Raw genomic sequence first — 20,879 nt, 5'->3', positions numbered from 1 at the left:
CAGTTGGTTTTCTTAAATTTAGTTGGTTTTAGTAAAGTTAAATATACTTAATGGTTAATTCACCAAAGGCACTAGAACCAGAAATATTCACGACTGGCCCCTGCTTGGTCTGCTTCGCCCCCCTTTCATCAAGTGAGCCAAACGTCGAATTGGCAGTGATCCGCACATCCCATTCTCTGGGCATATAGAGATCAACGTCGCCGAACTTGTTCGTCACAATAATGTTCAGCTCTGTTGGAATTTGAACTTGATCAAAGTAAACGGTCGTCTCACCTAGCGTGTTATTAATATTCACCTGTTCCAAGCGATCCGACTTCAGATAACGGACCGTACTATTCAGCTGACTGTTAATCACAATCTTTCGTTTGCCCGTATTCTTATAGCGTGCCTCCGCCTCAGATTCACCGACTGTGGGTTCTTGCTCATCCTCGGTGTCTTTTACGTTATCTTGTGCCGGCTCATGATGGACTTCTGTGTACTCACCATCAACAACGCCATCAACGACATCTTCCACGAAATCAGAGACTGACTTCTTAAGTTTCTTGTCCGGCCGAGAGTAGACCACGCGCTCGTTCTCATCGTCATCGTGAACGTGGGTCACATTCACGTGAGTCCCCCAATTCGAGGAGTTTTTGTGGAAAATTAACGAGAGACCGATTGAGAGCAGCGTTGCAGCGCCAAGGATTGTCCACGGGGACAGCGCCTCAATTCCGAGCGGCTTAGCAAAGATAATGGCTACGACCGCGACTGGGAAAATCATTCCAGGAAACGAGCCATAAACCAGACTTTTCACAAAAATCACTACGGCAAAGCCAATCGCCACAATCGTCCAGAAACCGAGCTCATATGTAATTAGTCCCATCTTACTTGCAACAAGAAGTGCGGCCCCTATTAAAAACAAAATTCCCCAAAACCATCTTTGATGATTCCGCATTTTCCTTACCTCCACTTTCCTAAACGATCTTGTAGCATTTTATAGTACCGTCGCGACGCATATACTTGCTTATACGAATCATAGAATTGAATCAAGCAATTGGAGAGTGAACGATTAAGTGAGAGAATCTTAGTGACGTTCACAATCGTTGACTTCGATATGCGAATAAATTGTTGCGGGAGTTCCGATTCCAGTTGATAGAGACGCTCGTGCACCTCATACGCATCATCGGCAACGTGGGCAACTACTGCCCGCTCCTCCGTTTCAAAGAAGAGAATTTCATCCAGATGGAGGTAATATTGCGTTGTGTCCTTGAAGAACAGCAGCTTCTTCTGCTCTGCCGCATTCTCTTCAATCACCTGCTGCAGGTGTCGCACCTGATTGTTGTATTCCTTCGCCTTAATCACTACTTCCGGCTCCACAATATTAGAATCAATTTCGACTCGCACGTGCATCCCTATCACCTCCTCCCGTAACTATAGTAGACCATGTTTTACCGCCTAAGGAAATACTTCTCGTCTAAGCGGTCGTCCTGAGTGTCCAAGTTGCACTTTTTCACTCACCAAAATAATGTCTTTGTCTGAATTCTATCATTCTTGTCTAAGAGAAGGTAGTAAATATCCCGTTGTCTTAGAAGGTTGGCTTCATTTATTTCCTTATCTGGTATACTGACATTAAACAGACTAAAGGTGGGATGATCCATGAAAGAATTACAAGTGAAATTCGTGCGGCACGGCCAAACCTTCTATAACTTAATGCATAAGATGCAGGGCTGGTCAGACGCACCACTGACCGACCGTGGAATTGCCGATTTACGAAAAACTGCGCAAGGGCTCAAGCAAATCCACTTCGATGCATTCTATAGCTCTGACCTAAAGCGTGCGATGGACACGGCAGAGATTATCATGCAGGCAAATACCGCTAGTGATCCCGACCTTCAATTACAGACTGATGCTAACTTTCGTGAGGTGGGCTTTGGTATCTTCGAAGGTATTGACGACCAGATTGTTGGCCGAAAAGTTGGCCACCCATTCGGTTTCGATAACTTCAACGATTTCATTAAACAAGCAGGCATCAACCAGGTCAGAGATGCAACCAAAATTGCTGACTCTAGCGGCTTTGCCGAGTCTTCTACGGACGTCTATCACCGCATGGCCGCCGGCTTTCAGGATTTACTTGAGCAAAACGCCACCGGCAGCACCATTCTGGTTGTTACACACGGGGGATTCATCCGCATGCTCGGCGAGAAGTACGCCACTAAGGCCCAACTTGCCGCTACCAACTTACCCGAAAACGGCAGTGTCACAACAGTATTACTAACAGACCAACATGTCCGAGTCTTAGATTTCGCCCGGCACAACGATCAGTTAGATACAGATCAAGCAGTTTAAACAAATAAAAGCCACCCCTTTGGGGTGGCTTTTATGATTAGAAATTATTAGTAATCGTAATTATTGAGATAATAGCTGAGCGGCTTATTTCCTTGCTTGACCGCTTCGGCCAAGCCCTCATAGTGACCCAAGAAGTCCTTAGCTGATTCTAGAGACCCCTTTGGTCGCTTATTCAACCTCCGCGCAACCATGCCAATTTCTCCTGACGTCCAAGCATGGCTCAGTTTAAATTGGAGCTGAACCCGTCTCCTGCGGTCGACTAATCTATCCGCAGCAGTTGCTTGCCCGAGTAGGAGCAGAAGTTGAGCTCGCTTGCCAATTTCTACTGCTGCCTCCGGCTGACCGGTGGCGACATCTAGCAATAACTGCCAACTACGATACTTAATCTGGCTATCATCAGGGAGTGACTGCAGCTGCTCTTGATAGTTCTCTAATACCCTTTGGGCTGCCGTAGTATTCCCCTGCACCAACAGATGAAAGTTTAATGCCTGATTAAAGTAGATAGATTGCAAACACGGATTCTGCAACATCACTGGTTGCTCTACTTCCTTCGTCAGGCGCTTCAGAATCAGCCCTTGCTCGTACTTTGGAAACTTATCCAAATTCTGAACGAATAGCTCAACCTGTGCCTGCGATAATTTGCTCGTCGCGTCTAGTTCATCCATCAGGAAGTCGACGTCTCGTTCCGCCAGGTCCTCAGGGAGATTGAGGATGGCTAAAATGGCTAGCCGCACTCTGTGCTTATCACTTGAGAAACGATTCTTACTATAGAATGTCCTGCTATTTGCTAGCGGAAATTGCTGGTTCAAGAGTTGGTGCTCGACTTCCATCAACTCTTGATCTTTTGGAGTAGAATCTGTAACTGGCATGTTCAAGCGCCTATTTAGCTCCTCCGCAGTGATCCTTAAGCGCTGCAGTATTGCCAAGAGAACCATTCCTTTGATATCAGCATCATCCTGTTCGAAGCGAATGGCCTGTCTTTTGCTAATCAGTCCATCGTAAAGCTCTGGTTGGGTGAGCCGTCGCTCCTCACGTAGTTGTTTAATCACTTTGCCTAGGGCCATGGTTATACCTCCAGTTATGTGACGCTACTGTCACTTATTAACTCCAGTATACCATGAACATTTCCTTAATTCTCGCGTATTTTTGCACTACCTCCACCCTTCTCTTTGAGCTTGCGTGCAGCGTTCTCGGCTTTCTCTAACCGCGAACTCATCCGGAGGTACGCAATGAAATGGAAAACAATGCCGGCAACAATTAGCGCAGCACTCACATAGACTGACCAAAAGGTCGTGATGATTGCCAGACCATAGATTGAAACACTTTTGGCTGGATCATGCTTAATCTCATCGAATACGCCCAACTTAATTTGGTTATCGTGAAGCTCATTGTGCCGCCCAACGTATTGGTACATGATGAGAAATGTGAACGAGACAAACATGGCTACCAAGCCATACAGAATCATGGCTACCTGAAGATCAGCAACTCTGCCTGACTGCAGCGCCGCACTCAGAATATATAACGGATAATCGACGAACGTGATGCTAAATAATAAGAGTAAATTCAGCATATTTAGCTGTCGACTGACCCTCGTCAAGTGACTGAAATAATCATGATGAAAGAGCCAAAGAGTGCCGACGTACAAATAGGCCATCACATATGAGAGAAAAATGGGCCATTGAGCCAGCAATGCAGACGCCAGGTGACCATGGGTAAAGGACAGCATACGAAACTCCAACACCAGAATTGTGATGAGAATTGCAAAGACCCCATCACTAAATGCGTGGAAGCGCCCAAATTCTTTCATATCTACACCCTCTCCATTAAAAAACAATTGTCATCTTCACCCTGATTCTAGCACGTTTGGCAGCTAATATTGGTTCGAAGTGCTTATCGCGTTTTATCTTGGTTGAACTCTTGTCAAACCATGCTAAATAAGCCAAAATAGAATGGTTATTAAATTTCACTTGGGGGGAGTTTTCAATTTTGACACGCAAGGATCCTGTAAAGCTAATCTGGCTGTTTCTCGGCTCACTCATCGTCAACACGGGTATTAGCTTCATCTGGCCGTTGACCACCATCTACATGCACGAGTATTTACACGAACCGCTCACCGTAGCGGCGATGGTACTACTCGTCAACTCAGGTTTCACCGTGCTCGGAAACTTCCTCGGTGGCTTTCTCTTTGATAAGTGGCATCCCTACCAAACGATGATTCTCGGTATCTCCATTTCGGGAATTTCCGCCGGGCTACTCATCTTCTTCCACGGCTGGCCGACCTACGCCATCCTGCTCATTACCATCGGCTTAGGTAACGGTATGGTCAATACGGGCGTCAATTCAACCGCAACCCTCATCAAAAGCAAGCAAACTAGCTATATTTTCAACGTACTATACTTCACCAGCAACCTCGGTCTGGTCTTTGGCTCGCTTATCGTTGGCTTAATCTTGCCGCTTGGCATCACGTATATTTTCCTACTCGCCTTCATCCTCTTCGCCGGTTTCAGCGTGGTCATTGTCCTTGAGTTCAAGGGATTGAATGATGCAAAAGAAGCCGTCAAATCTGGCCGTGAGACCGAGCTCACAGGAGCCGGCACCACTTTTGACAGAACAGGGATTATCTTGGTCCTGGTCTGCCTCTTTGTCTCCTGGATTGCCTACGAGCAATGGCAGAGTAACATCTCGACTTACATGATTAGCCTCGGGATGAGTGTCCGGAGTTACAGCCTACTCTGGACCCTAAACGGCATTCTCATTGTCTTCTTTCAACCGCTTCTCACCCACTTTGACGATTTCTTAACCCAGCACCTACGCGGCCGTCTGTATACAGGATTTATCCTGTTTGCCGTTGCCTTTCTCTTTTTGATTACCGCGACACATTACGCTGCGTTCATGATTGCAATGGCGGTGCTCACAATCGGTGAAATCCTGGCTTTCCCCGCAGTTTCAACCTTCGTCAACGATCGTGCGAGTCTACTTGAGAAGGGGAAATACCAGGGGTTCGTCATGGCGACAGCATCCGCCGGACGCGCCTTTGGTCCCCTAATCGGCGCCCTGGTGATTGAAGCTATCTCCTATCAGTCATTATTTATCGTCGCCGCTGGCCTGGTGCTACTTTCCGTTTTAATCTTCGACGTAGTTAGCAAAAGAAAAACGACTGCCATTACAAAGCAAAATTGATCCGAAATACTACCGCTACAAGCCGTCAGCCGACGGCTTTTTTCTTTAGCGTTTTTTTCGCCAACAAATTAAAAGATAAAATAATTCTTGACTAGTTCTTAATTATATCCTAAGATTACCTCACCTTATTCATTATTTTTTATTATTTAAATCTGCGACTGAACTAGAATTTATAAGGGAATGGAGTCAAATATGGAACAGACAACGACCAAACTCAGTGTAATGAACGTCTTTAAATTTGCGGGTGCTATTATCGCCTTCCTCATTGGCTCCGGCTTCGCCAGCGGGCAAGAGGTGCTCCAATTCTTCACCAATTACGGTTTAAAGGGAATTCTAGGTGTATTCGTGGCGATGACATTATTCGTAGTCTTAGGCGCCGTGCTCATGCGCTACGGCTTTAACCACCGTAATGAGCTCGCTAGTAACGGTATTAGACATTATTGTGGCAAAATCTTTGGTACATTCATGGAATGGTACACGCCATTTTTCTGTTTCCTCATTGGAGTCATCATGGTTTCCGGTGCCGGCGCCACAGTTAATGAGTATTTCGGCTGGCCCAATCTTGTTGGTACCGTCGGGATGACCGTGATTGTGTTTATTACCACCCTCTTCGGGTTCAATCGTCTCATCGATATCATCAGCTACCTGGGACCGCTGACCATCCTCTTCACGATTGTGATCGCTGGGATCTCACTGTTGAAAAACCCTGGTGGCCTCGCTACTGCAGACGATGTTTTAAGAAGCAGCAAGGGGATTATCTACGGTGCCGGCAATCAGAGTTTTTCTTGGGTACTCTCAGCTTTCTTATTCGTCGCCAATAATATTGTGGTTGGCGTACCATTCATCACAGTCCTCGGTAAGTCCGCTAAGAACAAAAAAGAGGCGGTTCTCGGCGGTGTATTCGCCGGAATCGCCCTGATGGCTTCTGCTCTCCTCTTAAATCTCGCGATGTTGAGCGAGATTGGCCAGGTTTTAAAGGTTCAGGTGCCTGTACTCCTCCTCGCTGGCAACATCTCAACAATCATCAGCTTCTTCTTCTCACTGATCCTCCTGGAGGAAATATTCAGTACCGCAGCACCAATGACTTGGACGGTAGCCTACTCGCTGGTTGGCCGTAACGCGTCTAAGAATAAGTACCGCTTAATCATTCTTGCACTGACCATTATCACCTTCGTCATTAGCCAAGTACCGTTCGGCCAATTAGTGGCGGTAATCTACCCGATTACCGGTTATATTGGGGTGATCTTAATCTTCCTGATTATTGGTCGTGAAATTTATGATTTCGTGAAGCACAATCGGTCCACTGAAAACAGCGCAGAATTAGCCGAGAACATGAAAGTAGGTTTAGCAAATGACGCAACAAAAGACAAGTAAGGCCAAGCAGTTCGTTCAGGACGAGAAGCGCTATTTCGCACCTTTTGCCCGGATTCCTTATTACGATTTAGTCATCGACCATGCGCTAGGCAGTACGCTAGTCGATATCGACGGCAAGGAATACCTCGACCTCATCACGAGTGCGAGTGCCATCAATGTTGGTCACCGACACCCCAAGGTAGTTGCCGCGATGCGCGCTCAAGAAGACAAGTTATTGCACTACACCCCCGCCTACTACCACACCGAGCCGGTTGTGCAGCTGGCAAAGAAGCTGACGGAGATTACCCCGGGTGATTTCGACAAAAAAGTAGCGTTTGGCTTATCGGGTTCGGACGCCAATGATGCAATCATCAAGTTGGCACGTGCATACACTAAACGGCCGTACATCATCTCCTTTGTGAACTCTTACCACGGTGCAACTTATGGTTCGATGTCACTTTCGGCACTAAGTCTCAATATGCGCCGTAAGATGTCGCCGTTAGTCCCCGGTATTTTCCATATCCCTTACCCGGATGTATATCGGGCAAATAAAAGTACGGCGGAGGTCGTTGAAGAATGTATCCAAGCCGTTAAAGACCTGTTCGCCACCTACGTGCCAGCCGAGGAAGTTGCTTGCGTCATCATGGAGCCCGTGGCTGGTGATGCGGGGATTGTCGTGCCACCAAAGGACTATGTCGAGGAACTTTACGCCCTTTGTAAGGAGAACGGAATTTTGTTTGCGGTGGATGAAGTCCAACAAGGGATGGGGCGTACCGGTAAATGGTGGGCCATCCAACACTTCGACATCGAGCCAGATTTACTCTCTACGGCGAAGTCCTTAGGCTCCGGCATGCCGATTAGTGCGGTTGTCGGTCGCAGTAAAATCATGGATAGCCTGGAGGCACCGGCACACCTGTTCACTACCGCCGGCAATCCCGTGTGCTGCGCGGCAGCTCTAGCTACCATTGAGGTGATTGAGGAGGAACAGCTTGTCGAGAAGTCGCGTGTTGATGGCGAATATGCGAAGCAGCGGTTCCAAGCAATGCAGTCAGAGTTTGATTTCATCGGTGATGTTCGCGGAATTGGCTTGAATCTCGGAATTGAGATTGTGAAGGACAAGGTGACCCACGAGAAAGATCAGGCCGCTGGCCTCAAGATTATCTATCAGGCCTTTGCCAAGGGGCTCGCGATTATCACAATTGCCAAAAGTGTGCTGAGATTCCAACCAGCTCTCACAATGACCCGTGCGGAGTTAGATCGCGCAATCGATACGCTTCATGAAGTATTTACGGATTTACGGGATAACAAAATCCCGGATGCGCTGGTGGATGAGAACGTCGGTTGGTAAGAGCAAAGCGTGACCGCTTCAGTTAAAGAAAACAGGTATTAAAATACGATGGTTAATCACCGTAAAAAAATTCTCCAATTAGATTTGGGGAATTTTTTGTTGTACTCAACAGCTGATTATGAGTTTAATCGATCTTTCGCGGCGATAGTAAAGGTAACTAAATAAACAGCACAGTAAAACGCCAGCAAATAACTAACCGTAATCGGTTGGTCAAAGTACTGACGTTTGTTGTATAGCTACCCTATCTAATTCTAATCTTCGTCTTCCCAGTGACCCGATTAACTTTCTCCTTGTAGCCAGATTGCCGCGTGATCACGATCGCAGTCAGCCCGAGAATTCCTGCCACCACCGGTGCAACCGCAACCTTAGCCAACGGGATGGCCAGGTCCTTATTATCGTTTAGGATGTCCTGCACCTTATCGGTAAACTCCATGCAATTACCCTGTAATTGGTCTACAGTAGTACGACATTCTTGTGCCAATGAATGACCGTATTCATTCAATTTATCTGTCGTCTCTAAGAGGTGCCGGTGAAACATCTCGTTTGCATCTTTGAAATGCTCAAATCTTTGTTGCCGTGCCTCCATGTGTTTGTCAACCAGTTGCGCGATCTCCTCGGCAGATCGATCCCCATGTGGATGAATGCTCAAGTCCAAAGAATTTTTACTCATATTGTTCCCCCTTTAAAATATAACCGCTTTCAATTAACTCGATTCTACATTTATTTCGCTCCTTTTACCAGAAAAACAGGATACAATTGACACATGTAAGCGCTTCGATTAAGCTTAAGTAAATATCGCAAAAAGGGAGTAAGTTGAAATGAATGATAAAGTTGCTTCAGATACAGTCAAAGATTTGTTGAATATTCGTGCGGTTCAGCTGAGCACTAACCCACCATTTGTTTGGAATGAGGAGATCACAGCGCCAATTTATACGGATAATCGCTTAACTATGGCCTACCCGAGAATTAGAGAGCGCATCACGAAGAATCTGGCCCAACTTGTCAGAGAACAATTTCCAGAGGCGACGGTGATTTGTGGCGTGCCAACGGCAGGCATTGCCTACGCTGCACTAGTCAGTGACCGGCTGGAGCTGCCGTTTATATACGTCCATGCGGATCTAAATCATCATGGGTTAATTCGCGAACTAGAGGGTAAATTGACTGCCGAAGATAAGGTTGTCCTGATTGACGATTTGATTGCGAGTGGCGCTGGTTCAACTAATGCAGCTGCCGCGGTGCGCGAGACTGGTGCGACAGTGCTAGGCATTGCCGCAATCTTCAGCTACCAATTACCTGATGTGGTGCGTCAACTCGAACGCCTTCAACTTAAATTATTTACATTAACCGACTATACTCACCTAATCGAGGAGGCCGTCCTCTTCAGGTTAGTAGATGAAGATTTTAATCTGACACTGAAGTACTGGCACGAGAATCCCACAACTTGGCCGGAGAAATTTGGCGAGTAAAAAGAACAAATTAATTAGCATCGCTTAATAGAATCTATTCCAGAAAAAAGAACCGGCCATGTGCCGGTTCTTTTGTTAACTTAGGAAAATATCGAATATCTAGGACGCTTAATTGACGAAGTAGAAATCGTTGAAATAGTACTTATAGACACGGTAGATGAACTTAGTTTTTCCTTTGACCGTGAACGTCCTGATTGCCTTGCCAGCAGCATCGTACTCGGTGAAGAGGGACTTCTGACCAGAATCAATTAGCACATGTTCACCGATAGTCTGTACACTACTGATAAATGTTGAATATGGCACCGCAATTTGGTCGATCAAAGTGAATGTGCCCTTGTTCTCGTCCACGCGATAGCGATAATAATAGGAATTGTCCATCGATGTGGCGCTTAAGCCGCCAATGCCGTCGTAGTTCTTAAACTCGAAGTCGCTCCGTGAGTCCATCAAACCAGAGTTGTTATTGAACATGTAAACCTCATACACACCTTCCTCGTCCGTTGGCACATACGTGATGGAGTGCTGTCCAGCTTGCGCCGTGAAATCGCCATCCTTGGTCAATACGTCGGCACCCAGCTCAACATCATCCCAGACGGATTCATCCGAAATCGCATATTCTATTTTTGGCTTATCGTTTAACGCACTGATTTTCAGAATCGACGAGGTCTCGCGTGAACTAATGAGAACTGTGTTGTCGTCAATCAATTGGAGGGCATTGGCGTGAATTACATCGTGGTAGCCCTTATTGTTGGTCGACTGATCGAGCCCCGTTGCCTTCTGGTATAAATCCGGTAACAGGTCCTTAAAGTTAACCAGCTCGCTCACCTGACCAGTAGCCGTAGAAATCTTGATGATCCTGTCCTCAACGTACTTATCCTCTTTCTTAGCAGTCAAACTGGTTGCTAAAGCGATAATATTGCCATTACTATCGAGTAGAAAATCGTGGTGGAGCTCGTAGTCAGCATCATATGTATTGTATGTTGCCACGACCTCACCAAGTCTGTTCATCTTCACAATCCGGGCAGCGCTGATTGAGAAGTACATGTATCCTGCATCATCAAAGACTAGCCGCATCTGGTTATAGCTCACGGTTGGAATCTCATTTCTGACATTTCCATCGTTGTCCACCATCGTAATCTGGACAGTCCCGGTACTACGATTGCCGATTAACGCATATAAGCCATCAGATAATTCTTCCTTGCTGGTGCCGTCCTTCACGTCTACTTGGTTCGCCATACCGCTCGTAAGCTTCGTTGGGGTAAATGTAAAAGTGTGTTCCTGCTGCGTACCGTCGGCAAGTGTTGCCGTCATCGTCACCGTATTTTTCTTCCCTGCAATCAAGCCGACCAGGAGGTATTCGTACTCCCCGGTAACCGTAATATTGTTCTTCGCAGTTGCGGTGAAGTCAGCTACGCCTGCCGCCTTCACTGTATATGCCAACTTAGTCACGGCAGCATCAGACTTGAAGTAGGTATAAACACTCGTGGTGTTGGTCAAAAACGGGTTGGACAACAGTAACGGACTGGTTAAGCTGTAGTCTTTTGCCTGCTTCTTGGTCGCCAGCTGCTCACTAATCGATTCCTGCGTCGACTGCTTGTAAATATCGTTCACCTTCTTGATCTTGGTATGATCGTAGACCAATGTCTGAACATCGCCATTACTGGTGGCAGGAAGGAAGAACTGCTGCGTTTTTTTCGAACTAGTCTGCGTCACTTTCGTTGGCGCATCCGCCTTCGAGCGCCAAACTTTGGCCGTGATTACCGCTCCAACTACAACTAGAACGATGGCTACGGCAATTACCAGCCACTTGATTCGTTTCTGCTTCATTAATTCATACTCCCATCCATTTTCCCTTGTTATGCATATATTTGCTAATTTCTTATACTCACTATTTAAGTATAAAAAAATGAATTAATTTTATGCAAATATCCAAACTATTTGTAACAAAACTGTGAAGAAAATATATGAAAAACGACCGAATAAGATAAGACAATATTCTCGAAAAAATGTAAGCGATAGCATATGATTGTGGTAATAAGCAACGGACTTTCTGAGGAGGTAGCCAATGAAGTATTTGGTAATCGGTGGCAACGCAGGTGGTGCATCCTTCGCTACTAGGATGCGTCGGATTGACGAACACGCGGAAATTCTGGTCATTAATCGGGGAGCAAACATCTCCTATGCCAGCTGTGCTCTACCATACTACATCGGCGATGTGGTGCAGAACCGGGCGGCAATCATCGAGCGCACCCCGGAGGTGTTGAAAGAGAAGAACAACATCGATGTGCGGGTTAACCAGACTGCAGTTGGTGTTCAACCAACGGAGCAAACCGTCATAATTATGGACCAAGCAACGGGACAGGAATATCCTGAGCAATACGACAAGTTGATTCTCGCTACCGGAGCAAGCCCGACGCTGCCACAAATAGCTGGCCTGAAGAAGGCGTCAAACGTCTTCAAGTTACGTGAGGTTGAAGAAGCAGACCAAATCAAGGCCTACATCACGAGCCATGACGTCAAAACAGTCACCTTAATTGGTGCTGGAATCGCCAGCCTTGAGATTACGGAGAATCTGTACTTACAAGGAATCACGGTCAACATCGTCGAGAAATTGGACCACGTCGGCTACCCCTATGATGAAGAAATCACCAAACTCTTACTTGAGGAGCTGGAGCGAAACGGCACCCACGTCTATCTCAATCATGTGGTCCAAGAAGTAATAAACAACGGGCACACCATCGTCACGAACCAAGGCAAGGAACTCACACAAGATATGATTATTGTTGCGGCCGGTGTGACACCAAATACAGACTTCTTGAAGGAATCTGGGCTGACGATCAATGAGCGCGGCTTTATTCCGGTTGATCAACACTTGGCCACAAACATCCCAGACATCTACGCCATCGGAGATATTGTGGAAACGAAGAGCTATATCACCGGTTTGCCGCAGAACAGCGTCCTCTCAGGTCCCGCCAACCGCCAGGGTCACCTACTCGCCGACATCTTCGCCGGACAACCTTACCAGTACGACGGAATCGTCGGTACGAGTGTAGGGAAAATCTTCGACCAGACTGTTAGTTTCGTCGGCTACACAGAGACGATGCTCCAAGAAGTAGGGATTAAGAATTACAAAACCATCTTTATCACGCCATTTGATTATGCCAACTTCTACCCCGGGGCAACTCGTGTCAACCTCAAACTGATTTTCGATGCCGATACGGGCAAGATACTCGGCGGACAAGCATATGGCGAGAAAGGCATTGATAAACGAATGGGCGAGCTCTCAACGGCCATTTATGGACACTTGACGGTCTATGATTTGCCGGCGCTGGAGTTACCATACTCCCCTCCATACTCAACGACGCGTGATCCCCTCAATACTGCCGGCTACGTGGCCATCAATCAATTGAAAAGTACCGTTGCTACGGTTAAAATCGCCGAAATTCCAGAGGAGGCGGCATTCTTCCTCGATGTACGGGAGGCAGGCAAGGCGCCGTCAGGAAGTATTAAGCCGACGTTAAATATTCCACTAAGCGAGCTAAGGGACCGCATTACAGAAATTCCCACGGATAAGCCAATCTACCTGACATTTCGCCCGGGACTCGTAAACTATACGGCTGCCCGGATTCTGACGGGTAATCAAATTGAGGCGAAGATAATAATGGAATAGCTAAGTTGTGACGGTAAACGGGTAACTCTTGAGTACTAGCGAAACCTGCTGAAGTCTCACACCGTGAGGCAAGGATGGTTAGCTAGACGCAGAGAGTTGTTTACCGGAGCACAGTTATGAGTTGTGCAAAAAGGCGGTTAGCTTCTGAGTACTTACGATGGCACTAAAGCGTGCAACGCTGTAAGTGGCAAGTAAGACGCAGGAAGTTGCCTTTTGGAACACAGTTATGAGTTGTGCAAAAAGGCGCCTGTCAACACACAAATAGGGTCACTATCCTTACACAAGATAGTGACCCTATTTCATTGATTTAGTCGGGGGTATTATTATTAATTATTGATTCCAGACGTCCTCTAATGAAGTTTGGCCTTCTTTTAACGCCTTGCCGATATCCTGCTTAGGATTCGTGAGAATCTTCTCCAAGATAGTTCTAACTTCACTGTATGCGGGATCTTGATTCTTCGTTGCTGGAATTGGGAACAAGTCCTTAGTTGCTTCAGCCAGAATTGCAGGCGTCTTAATTGCTGACAGGTTCTTGTATTCATCTGAGTTAATTACAGACTTCAATACAGGCATGTATCCGGTCTTCTCTGCCCAGTACAGTTGGACATCCTTTGAAGCAAGATATTTCATGAACAAGTATGCGCCAGTTTGTTCATTCTTATTCTTAGTACTATTTCCTTTGTTAAACATGTAAATATCCGTACCTTGTTGGATATTTGTCTTCTCAGGTCTTGGTGCAACACCGTATTCGTAACCGCCAGCCTGCGCATCTTTAGTGACAAAACCTTCACCAGCCATCGAACCAATAAACATCGCTACCTTCTCGCTGGCAAATGGTGTTGAAAGATATTTGTCTGACCCGGCAATTCTGAAATAACCATCCTTAATACCATCAGCATAGTACTTCACTAATTGTTTCGACTTCTTAGTTGTGATGTCAATGTTCTTATTGAAATCAACACCCTTATTCTTCATGCCGATTACGTAGAAGTTGTTGAGTGAGTCGAATCCGCCACCGACAACTGTATGGTTTGATTCTTCCCAAATCTTCTTCGCCGTAGCAGCATATTCTGCCATGGTTGTTGGGACTTTCTTCACACCATATTTATCAAATAAATCTTTGTTGTAGACTAAAACTTCTGTTGATTTGTTAAATGGAATACCGTACTGCTTGCCTTTAATCTCGGCGCCTTCAAGCAGAGCAGGCATAACCTTCTCTTGCTTGCCCCAGCCGATCTTCTTGTTCGTCATGTACGGTTTCAAATCTACTAGCAGACCGCTTTCCGCTGCATCATATAACCAACCTGGATAGGCTTGAGAAATGGTTGGCAGATTATTCTTATCAGTAAATGTTGCCTGAATTTTCTGTTGTAAGTCAGGGTACGAAGACTGATTCTGCAGCTTAATCTTAATGTTTGGATTTTCCTTCTCAAAATCACTGGCAATCTTCGTCAGAGCTTCTTCTTGGACACCATTCATTGCGTGCCAAAATTTTACTGTAGTGCCTTTTTTGACACTCGTAACAACTGTATCCTTACTCCCTGTGCTATTTCCTGTAGACCCCTGATTACCACAAGCTGTTAAAACTAAAATTGAAGCTGTTGCTAGAACCATGCTAGCGAATTTCTTTAGTTTCAAGATCCTTCTCCTTTACAAATAAACAGTTTCTCCCCGTTGAACAAGCTGTCGTTTCCCAAAGGGATTGTGCAGTCTCTCCGGATGCCACGAATGGATAGGTGTGAGGAGCCGCGGTTTGATTGCAGCCACAATCTTATCTAAATCGGCCGGCACAGCATGGCCAGAACACATTACAGGTACAAATTGAACGTGTTGCCTCTCTAGCCTCTCCATGAACGTTTTGAAATTAGGCGCGAAGTCAAACGGTTCAGCATCACTATGGAAATACACAGCATTCTCCGGAAATTCCGGCATATCTTGCTCAACTTGCCAAAAGTAGGAAAGCCGTTCTTCCCATAAACGATTATAGGAAACTTCCAGATGAGGGTCAAGACTTTTTATGGATTTTTGGTTAGGTAGATAGTAATAATGTTCGTCTTTTCCAGTAACTTGACGAATAAGTTCCGCAACGTCAGCGCGTACAACCACCTTTTTATGAACATTAGCGCAGATATTAATCAATCGTTGAATGTTGCCGGGATAGCAATTGAAGACCGCCGGTCGGTCAGGATTCGCCGCCAAAACCGAATTAATCCGTTCGACAACTGCCATTTCTGAAGCTACGAAGTCGGAACTCTCATCTTGTGGTGTATCGAAACTCACAGAGACCCCCTCCATGATTAACAGATCCGGCTGTTGTGCTGCCAAGCAGAAGTTCATCGTCAGCTCAGGATCAGTGCCGTGTAGCCGCAGGTCACCAGTGTAGGCAATCCTGGCCGTCGGCGTCTCAATCAGCAGTCCACATGCGCCATAAGCGTCATGATCAACCGGAATAAAAGTAACTTTGATCTGACCCACGTTCACCGTTTCATTTGGGTTGACCTCCTTGATTGCCCGCGTGAAATTCTGCCGCTCTACGGGTGTCTTAATGAGAAAGTCTCCGTTTGCGTTCAGTAAACGCAGAATCTTATTCGTCGCCTTCGTGGCGTACAACGGAATCTCCGGATCTAGGAAGTTGATCATCTTCGTGTGATCCAAGTGCACATGCGACAAAAAGACCGCAGTCTGCTCATAGGTCGCAGTCTCCGGTCCCCGATACTCATAATCAAGCCGTGAATCATAGACGTTGTTTAACTCGGGTACCTCGCGGAAATCAATCAGGGTCTGCAGTTTCTCGTCTGGTTTCACGACATCTGGATTATACTCAGTCCCAAAGTCAAAGAAGATATGACTCGCCTGATAACTAATCTCGACGACGGTCCCGCCGATGGTGTCGACCCCCGCATGATATGTCACCGCTGTTTTATCCTTTAACGCCATTCTTTGCTACACCTCTAATAATTTCTTTTCTAAAAATCAGGTAAATAATCAGGATTGGGACCACCGTTAAGGTGGCTGCGGCCAGCTGGAGCTGCACATCGGAGCCCGATTCCGTCGCAAAGGCGGATAACCCGTTATTTAAGAGCCGCATATTCTTGTCGTTCGTGACCAATAATGGCCAGAGGAAGGAATTCCAGCTTGCAATGAAAGTCAAAATACCGACCGTTGTCAATGCCGGCTTGGCCATTGGGACCAGAATCCGCCAAATATACTGCAGGTTCGATGCCCCATCGATTTTTGCAGCCTTGTAATAGGTCGTACCAATGCCCTTAAAATACGTGTTCAGGTAGTAGATATAGAAAATACTCGTAAGAAACGGGATAATCAGTGCGCCATAAGTATTCAGAAGGCCCATCTGCGAGATAGTGTTGTAGTTGGTGAAGATAATAGCTTCATGTGGCACCATCAGCAGGGAGACAAAGATGACCAGCACCGCGTTTTTGAACTTAAACTCCATGCTTGTGATGGCAAAAGCAGCTAGAGTCGCGGTAATCAGTGTTGCGGCGGTCGTGACCAAGGAGACAAACAGTGTATTCGTGAAATAACGCAGGAACGGCGCCTTCTCAAACACCGCCACATAGTTATGCCACTGAAAGACTTCTGGAATAATCTTCGGTGGCAAGCTGGTAACTTCGGAATACGTCATGAGTCCGGCCAGCACCATGTAGATGAAAGGAAAGATGGTAATGATTGCCATGAAGATAATAAAAATATAGCTTAAGGTAGTTATAACTTTTTTCATTAGTATTGGCCCACTTTCTTCATGATTTTATTCTGAATAAACGTGATAATGAGGATCACGATAAACAAGATCACAGTAGCAGCCATCGCAATGCCTGGCCGACCAACAACGTAGAACTTATCATAAATATAGTAGACGGCGGTCGTCGCCGACTTGGCAATCCCCGGCTGCCCGTTAAAGAGGGCATAAACCTGAGTATAAACTTTAAACGCACTGATAATATTGACCAACAGCAAGAACGTCACCGTCGGAATCAACTGCGGAAAAGTTATTTTCCTGAAAATCTCCCAGTTGGATGCACCATACATCCGGGCAATCGTATAATACTCCTTGTCGATACTGCGGAAGCCGGCCAGCAGAATGATGATGTTGAAGGCCAAGGCAGACCAGATACCAAAGATAATCAGGGTCGTCATGCTCATATGAATGTTATCGAGCCAGTTAATCTTGCCGATACCAAGGAAGCCCAGGAAGTAGTTGATCAAACCATAGTCATGGTTGAAGAAGAAGCGAAACACGATCCCAATGGCAATCGTACTCGTCACGTAAGGCATGAAGAAGATTGTTTCGAAGAAGCCCTTATGCTTAATTTTCTCGAAAATCACCCAGGAAATGACGAGGGCAATCACCAATGCGACGGGCACAACCACAAACGCGAAGAGTGCGGTATTCGATAATGCCTTATAGAAAACAGGGTCGGAGAGCACATATTTGTAGTTATACACCCCACCGAACGAGGAAACAAGCATGTTCCCCTTTTGAAACGAAAGGTAAAGCGAACGAAAGAGAGGGTAGATGTTGAACATCAAAATAATAATTAATGCTGGTAGCAGAAATACCCAAGCGCTCATCTGATTTTCCGAATTATATCTTCTCTTAAACATTAATACACCCTCTCGCCGGATTCCTCAAAGATAAAGGCTTTCTCTTTCTTGAAGTTAAAGTTCATCGGTAAGCCTTTAGTCACGTGCTCCTCGATTTTCATGATGGCCTTGAAGTGGTGTTCGCCCAGGTCGAACTTCAGGACACGTTCGCGCCCAATAGCCTCACCATCAATTAACACACTTTCAAAAAGCGGATTGGCAGCGTTTGGCATCATATCTTCAGGCCGAATTCCGAGTACATACGTTCCGTCTTCCAACGGCGCCTTAAAGCGCTCCTGCTTAAATTCCGTCAACGGAACAGCGAAGAAGTCACTTTGTATCTTGCCTTCGCTAATCCGGACAGGCAATAAATTAATCACCGGGTTCCCAATAAATTGGGCCACGAAAAGGTTATTTGGTTCTAGGTAAAGCTTTTGCGGATCGTCATCTTGTTGGACAACACCATCGTTCAACAGGATGATCTTGTCACTAATCGAAAGGGCCTCCTCTTGATCGTGCGTAACGAAAATGGTGGTGATGCCCACTTCCTTGACCAGCCGCCGAATTTCTTCCCTGATGCTTAAACGCAAACGTGCATCGAGGTTCGACAACGGTTCGTCTAGCAGCAATACTTGGGGATTTTGCACTAGGGCTCTAGTAATTGCTACTCGTTGTTGTTGCCCACCGGATAACTGGCCTGGACGCTTATCCCGAATATCACTAATCTTTGTGAGCTTCATGTACTTCTCGGCTGTCGCCAGCGCCACCTTCTTATCAACTTTGTGGTTACCAACACTCAACGGAAACATCACATTTTGCAATACGGTCATGTGCGGATACAGGGAGTAGTTCTGAAACACGAAACCGATGTTGCGGTCCTTTGGCTCCGTGTGCACGATTGACTTACCGTCGAAGGCAATATCGCCATTTGTGGGCTGCAGTAAACCAGCAATCATGTTTAAAATCGTTGATTTACCACAACCAGATGGACCAAGGAGACAGACCAAATCTCCCTTATCGATATTAAAACTAACAGATTTCAGAGCTTCAAATCCGTTATCATAGACTTTATTTAGGTTAGTAACCTCAATCATACTCTTAACTCCCCGTCTTCTCTTTTCACTTTTTTTGTACAGATTAACAATTTTATTCTAGCATATTAACGCACCAGTTTTACGACTATTTAATTCAAAACGGGAAGAAAAAGTTCGTTAATCATATTATTACATTGTTATGAATAGTTTGTTTAAGCCGTAAAAATCAGACTTCCACAGCATTTGACGATCAATATCCAAGTTGAAATGAATATTAACACAGAAAAATAAGGTCATTTTCCATACGATTACGAGGAAATGACCTTATTTTATTATTTAGTCTCGAACATTTGCTGATAGTGCACGCCGGCACCGATCAAATTGGCTTCTGACTTATAGTGCGCAATTGCCACAGTGGGTAATACCTCGCCAATTTCAACGATATCTTTCACTTGTTGAACTGCCTGCTTGACGCTCCCGGTTGGTACAACAAGAATTGCAGTAGCATAGTCACCATTGATGAAACTACTTAATGATTAAATTGAGCAATTTCTCAAATAGCACAAACTGCTCTTCATAAAACGAAAATCAGTTCATAATGTATTTAGATATTTCATTGTGCTATTGACCAGAAACACACTATTTAAGGTACCTTTCTCTTTTCGCTGAGATTCACCAACTTCAATTGCACAAAAAAGCGTGAGCACAAGGCTCACACTTTTTCTAGTTGACTATCCTAAAAATTCGAAAACATCTTTACGATCATACAATTTCAAGATTTTTTCAAATAAGATTTGACCTACGAAAGCAGCTACGATTGGTACAACAAACCAGCTGATTAATAGTAGAATCATACTCAAACCGGCGTCCAATGAAGCCAACGGACCTACCAACCCTACCAAACCGAAACCAGCAGAAGCAGGAGTCCCTGAGACTGAGAATAACGCTACTGGAATTGCTGAGATGATAGCGGTGAATAGACATGGCACCAAGATAATTGGTTTCCTAAACAAGTTTGGCATCATCATTTTCATAGCACCCAATGCGATGGCCAAAGTAACCCCTGGTTTGTTGACTTTCCAAGAGTTAACTACCAAGACAACCGTTGTTGCGGCAACACCCATAGCGGCTGCACCAGCAGAAACACCGTTCAATTGAATTGCCATACCAATGGCAACTGTAGAGATCGGCGAGATAATCAAGAAAGCAAAGGAACATGCAATCAAGATTGACATCAAAATTGGTTGCAAAGTAGTAAAGGTATTAATTAAGTCACCGATAGCGGCAGTAATCTTGGTTATGTAAGGATATAAATAATAGCCGATTAGACCAGCGCCGATACCAACAACGATTGGTGTTGCAACAATTGCCACGGACCCAAATTTTTCGCCGATCAACAAGATCATGCCGACAGCGATTGATGCAGTAATCATGGTATTGATGATGTCTCCGGTACCAGCACCGATATAAGTAGCTGTGTCAGGATTGAATTTCACAACACCGGAGCCAACGAAAGCTGCACCACATATCTCACCTGAACCATCTGGTAAGTAATTAGGTATAGCCAACTAATTCTTTAGTGATGTCCACACTACTATTTGTGGACATCTTTTTGTTTCTCAGCCACAAAAAAGGATTAGTCAACGACTAATCCTCCCCTAAGCTCCGGATGTCAGACTCGAACTGACGACATCTTGATTAACAGTCAAGCGCTCTACCAACTGAGCTAATCCGGAATAAAAAAAAAGCGTGGCAACTTCCTATCCTCGCAGGCAGTCTCCCACCAACTACTATCGGCGTTAAGAAGCTTAACTTCTGTGTTCGGCATGGGAACAGGTGTATCCTTCTTGCTATCGCCACCACACTCTTCTTCTGAGTATTCTCACACTCAAAACTAAATACGA

General features: G+C 45.6%; 17 protein-coding genes, 1 tRNA gene, 1 rRNA gene and 1 pseudogene. 6 read left to right on the top strand and 14 right to left on the bottom strand.

Annotated features, from left to right (window positions below; all coding sequences use genetic code 11):
* Positions 1-37 precede the first annotated feature (37 nt).
* Positions 38-934, bottom strand: a complete 897-nt coding sequence (locus tag LA20533_RS04655) for a LiaF transmembrane domain-containing protein (RefSeq protein ID WP_056945832.1) — start codon at positions 932-934, stop codon at positions 38-40.
* A 5-nt stretch (positions 935-939) separates the two neighbouring features.
* A complete protein-coding gene (locus LA20533_RS04650; RefSeq protein ID WP_054746380.1) occupies positions 940-1,389 on the bottom strand; it encodes a LytTR family DNA-binding domain-containing protein in 450 nt (149 codons plus the stop codon).
* A gap of 246 nt (positions 1,390-1,635) precedes the next feature.
* On the opposite strand from LA20533_RS04650, the gene LA20533_RS04645 reads away from it, so the two are divergent.
* Positions 1,636-2,325: a histidine phosphatase family protein gene (locus LA20533_RS04645; RefSeq protein ID WP_054746379.1), complete on the top strand. Its 690-nt coding sequence runs from the start codon at positions 1,636-1,638 to the stop codon at positions 2,323-2,325.
* Between the two features lie 47 nt (positions 2,326-2,372).
* On the opposite strand, the gene LA20533_RS04640 is transcribed toward LA20533_RS04645, so the two are convergent.
* Positions 2,373-3,389 (bottom strand): helix-turn-helix domain-containing protein, encoded by a 1,017-nt coding sequence (locus tag LA20533_RS04640; protein WP_056945833.1) that lies wholly within the window; start codon positions 3,387-3,389, stop codon positions 2,373-2,375.
* 65 nt (positions 3,390-3,454) lie between these two features.
* A complete protein-coding gene (locus LA20533_RS04635; protein ID WP_075362802.1) occupies positions 3,455-4,132 on the bottom strand; it encodes a TMEM175 family protein in 678 nt (225 codons plus the stop codon).
* A 179-nt stretch (positions 4,133-4,311) separates the two neighbouring features.
* On the opposite strand from LA20533_RS04635, the gene LA20533_RS04630 reads away from it, so the two are divergent.
* The 3 genes from LA20533_RS04630 (at position 4,312) to LA20533_RS04620 (ending at position 8,206) form a co-directional block, all read left to right on the top strand.
* Entirely contained in the window at positions 4,312-5,505 is a 1,194-nt protein-coding gene (locus tag LA20533_RS04630; protein ID WP_056945834.1) for an MDR family MFS transporter, read from the top strand.
* Between the two features lie 192 nt (positions 5,506-5,697).
* On the top strand, positions 5,698-6,879 hold the full coding sequence (locus LA20533_RS04625; RefSeq protein WP_056945835.1) for a YkvI family membrane protein: 1,182 nt from the start codon (positions 5,698-5,700) through the stop codon (positions 6,877-6,879).
* Positions 6,857-8,206, top strand: a complete 1,350-nt coding sequence (locus LA20533_RS04620; protein WP_056945836.1) for an aspartate aminotransferase family protein — start codon at positions 6,857-6,859, stop codon at positions 8,204-8,206. Before LA20533_RS04625 ends, LA20533_RS04620 begins: the two co-directional genes overlap by 23 nt.
* Before the next feature lie 241 nt (positions 8,207-8,447).
* Here LA20533_RS04620 and LA20533_RS04615 read toward each other — a convergent pair whose 3' ends face one another.
* Positions 8,448-8,876, bottom strand: coding sequence for a hypothetical protein (locus LA20533_RS04615; RefSeq protein WP_054746372.1), 429 nt, complete (start codon positions 8,874-8,876; stop codon positions 8,448-8,450).
* Between the two features lie 148 nt (positions 8,877-9,024).
* Here LA20533_RS04615 and LA20533_RS04610 point away from each other — a divergent pair, with 148 nt between their 5' ends.
* Positions 9,025-9,672, top strand: coding sequence for an orotate phosphoribosyltransferase (locus LA20533_RS04610; protein WP_054746371.1), 648 nt, complete (start codon positions 9,025-9,027; stop codon positions 9,670-9,672).
* A 108-nt stretch (positions 9,673-9,780) separates the two neighbouring features.
* Here the strand turns inward: LA20533_RS04610 and LA20533_RS04605 are convergent, their stop codons facing one another.
* Complete coding sequence (locus LA20533_RS04605) at positions 9,781-11,496, bottom strand: aryl-sulfate sulfotransferase (RefSeq protein WP_056945837.1); 1,716 nt, start codon at positions 11,494-11,496, stop codon at positions 9,781-9,783.
* A gap of 238 nt (positions 11,497-11,734) precedes the next feature.
* Here LA20533_RS04605 and LA20533_RS04600 point away from each other — a divergent pair, with 238 nt between their 5' ends.
* The gene (locus LA20533_RS04600; RefSeq protein ID WP_056945838.1) at positions 11,735-13,339 is read left to right on the top strand and encodes an FAD-dependent oxidoreductase; all 1,605 of its coding nucleotides are present in this window, start codon (positions 11,735-11,737) and stop codon (positions 13,337-13,339) included.
* A 330-nt stretch (positions 13,340-13,669) separates the two neighbouring features.
* On the opposite strand, the gene LA20533_RS04595 is transcribed toward LA20533_RS04600, so the two are convergent.
* The 8 genes and pseudogenes from LA20533_RS04595 to rrf all read right to left on the bottom strand — a co-directional run bounded on the left by LA20533_RS04595 (position 13,670) and on the right by rrf (position 20,839).
* Positions 13,670-14,977: an ABC transporter substrate-binding protein gene (locus LA20533_RS04595; RefSeq protein ID WP_056945839.1), complete on the bottom strand. Its 1,308-nt coding sequence runs from the start codon at positions 14,975-14,977 to the stop codon at positions 13,670-13,672.
* A gap of 12 nt (positions 14,978-14,989) precedes the next feature.
* Positions 14,990-16,276 carry an MBL fold metallo-hydrolase gene (locus LA20533_RS04590; RefSeq protein ID WP_054746367.1) on the bottom strand — a complete coding sequence of 429 codons (1,287 nt, stop codon included), beginning with the start codon at positions 16,274-16,276 and terminating at the stop codon, positions 14,990-14,992.
* Positions 16,260-17,078, bottom strand: a complete 819-nt coding sequence (locus LA20533_RS04585; protein WP_056945840.1) for a carbohydrate ABC transporter permease — start codon at positions 17,076-17,078, stop codon at positions 16,260-16,262. The genes LA20533_RS04590 and LA20533_RS04585 overlap by 17 nt, the downstream gene beginning before the upstream one ends.
* Complete coding sequence (locus tag LA20533_RS04580) at positions 17,078-17,962, bottom strand: carbohydrate ABC transporter permease (RefSeq protein ID WP_054746365.1); 885 nt, start codon at positions 17,960-17,962, stop codon at positions 17,078-17,080. Before LA20533_RS04580 ends, LA20533_RS04585 begins: the two co-directional genes overlap by 1 nt.
* Complete coding sequence (locus tag LA20533_RS04575; protein WP_054746364.1) at positions 17,962-19,035, bottom strand: ABC transporter ATP-binding protein; 1,074 nt, start codon at positions 19,033-19,035, stop codon at positions 17,962-17,964. Before LA20533_RS04575 ends, LA20533_RS04580 begins: the two co-directional genes overlap by 1 nt.
* 671 nt (positions 19,036-19,706) lie before the next feature.
* A pseudogene (locus LA20533_RS04570) lies at positions 19,707-20,504 on the bottom strand (PTS sugar transporter subunit IIC); the annotation flags it as partial.
* Positions 20,505-20,638: 134 nt separating this feature from the next.
* Positions 20,639-20,711: transfer RNA gene (locus LA20533_RS04565), tRNA-Asn, on the bottom strand.
* 11 nt (positions 20,712-20,722) lie between these two features.
* Positions 20,723-20,839, bottom strand: a 5S ribosomal RNA gene (gene rrf, locus LA20533_RS04560).
* Positions 20,840-20,879: the final 40 nt, after the last annotated feature.

The organism is Amylolactobacillus amylophilus DSM 20533 = JCM 1125 (assembly GCF_001936335.1).
In the GTDB taxonomy this organism is placed as follows: domain Bacteria; phylum Bacillota; class Bacilli; order Lactobacillales; family Lactobacillaceae; genus Amylolactobacillus; species Amylolactobacillus amylophilus.
This window is presented reverse-complemented; position numbering and strand designations above follow the sequence as displayed.

Excerpts from the sequence above, each read along its gene's own strand:
- LA20533_RS04585 (WP_056945840.1), bottom strand. The coding sequence starts at position 17,078 with ATGAAAAAAGTTATAACTACCTTAAGCTATATTTTTATTATCTTCATG.
- LA20533_RS04615 (WP_054746372.1), bottom strand. The coding sequence starts at position 8,876 with ATGAGTAAAAATTCTTTGGACTTGAGCATTCATCCACATGGGGATCGA.
- LA20533_RS04580 (WP_054746365.1), bottom strand. The coding sequence starts at position 17,962 with ATGTTTAAGAGAAGATATAATTCGGAAAATCAGATGAGCGCTTGGGTA.
- LA20533_RS04640 (WP_056945833.1), bottom strand. The coding sequence starts at position 3,389 with ATGGCCCTAGGCAAAGTGATTAAACAACTACGTGAGGAGCGACGGCTC.
- LA20533_RS04575 (WP_054746364.1), bottom strand. The coding sequence starts at position 19,035 with ATGATTGAGGTTACTAACCTAAATAAAGTCTATGATAACGGATTTGAA.
- LA20533_RS04600 (WP_056945838.1), top strand. The coding sequence starts at position 11,735 with ATGAAGTATTTGGTAATCGGTGGCAACGCAGGTGGTGCATCCTTCGCT.
- LA20533_RS04590 (WP_054746367.1), bottom strand. The coding sequence starts at position 16,276 with ATGGCGTTAAAGGATAAAACAGCGGTGACATATCATGCGGGGGTCGAC.
- LA20533_RS04625 (WP_056945835.1), top strand. The coding sequence starts at position 5,698 with ATGGAACAGACAACGACCAAACTCAGTGTAATGAACGTCTTTAAATTT.
- LA20533_RS04635 (WP_075362802.1), bottom strand. The coding sequence starts at position 4,132 with ATGAAAGAATTTGGGCGCTTCCACGCATTTAGTGATGGGGTCTTTGCA.
- LA20533_RS04605 (WP_056945837.1), bottom strand. The coding sequence starts at position 11,496 with ATGAAGCAGAAACGAATCAAGTGGCTGGTAATTGCCGTAGCCATCGTT.
- LA20533_RS04655 (WP_056945832.1), bottom strand. The coding sequence starts at position 934 with ATGCGGAATCATCAAAGATGGTTTTGGGGAATTTTGTTTTTAATAGGG.
- LA20533_RS04645 (WP_054746379.1), top strand. The coding sequence starts at position 1,636 with ATGAAAGAATTACAAGTGAAATTCGTGCGGCACGGCCAAACCTTCTAT.
- LA20533_RS04650 (WP_054746380.1), bottom strand. The coding sequence starts at position 1,389 with ATGCACGTGCGAGTCGAAATTGATTCTAATATTGTGGAGCCGGAAGTA.
- LA20533_RS04620 (WP_056945836.1), top strand. The coding sequence starts at position 6,857 with ATGACGCAACAAAAGACAAGTAAGGCCAAGCAGTTCGTTCAGGACGAG.
- LA20533_RS04610 (WP_054746371.1), top strand. The coding sequence starts at position 9,025 with ATGAATGATAAAGTTGCTTCAGATACAGTCAAAGATTTGTTGAATATT.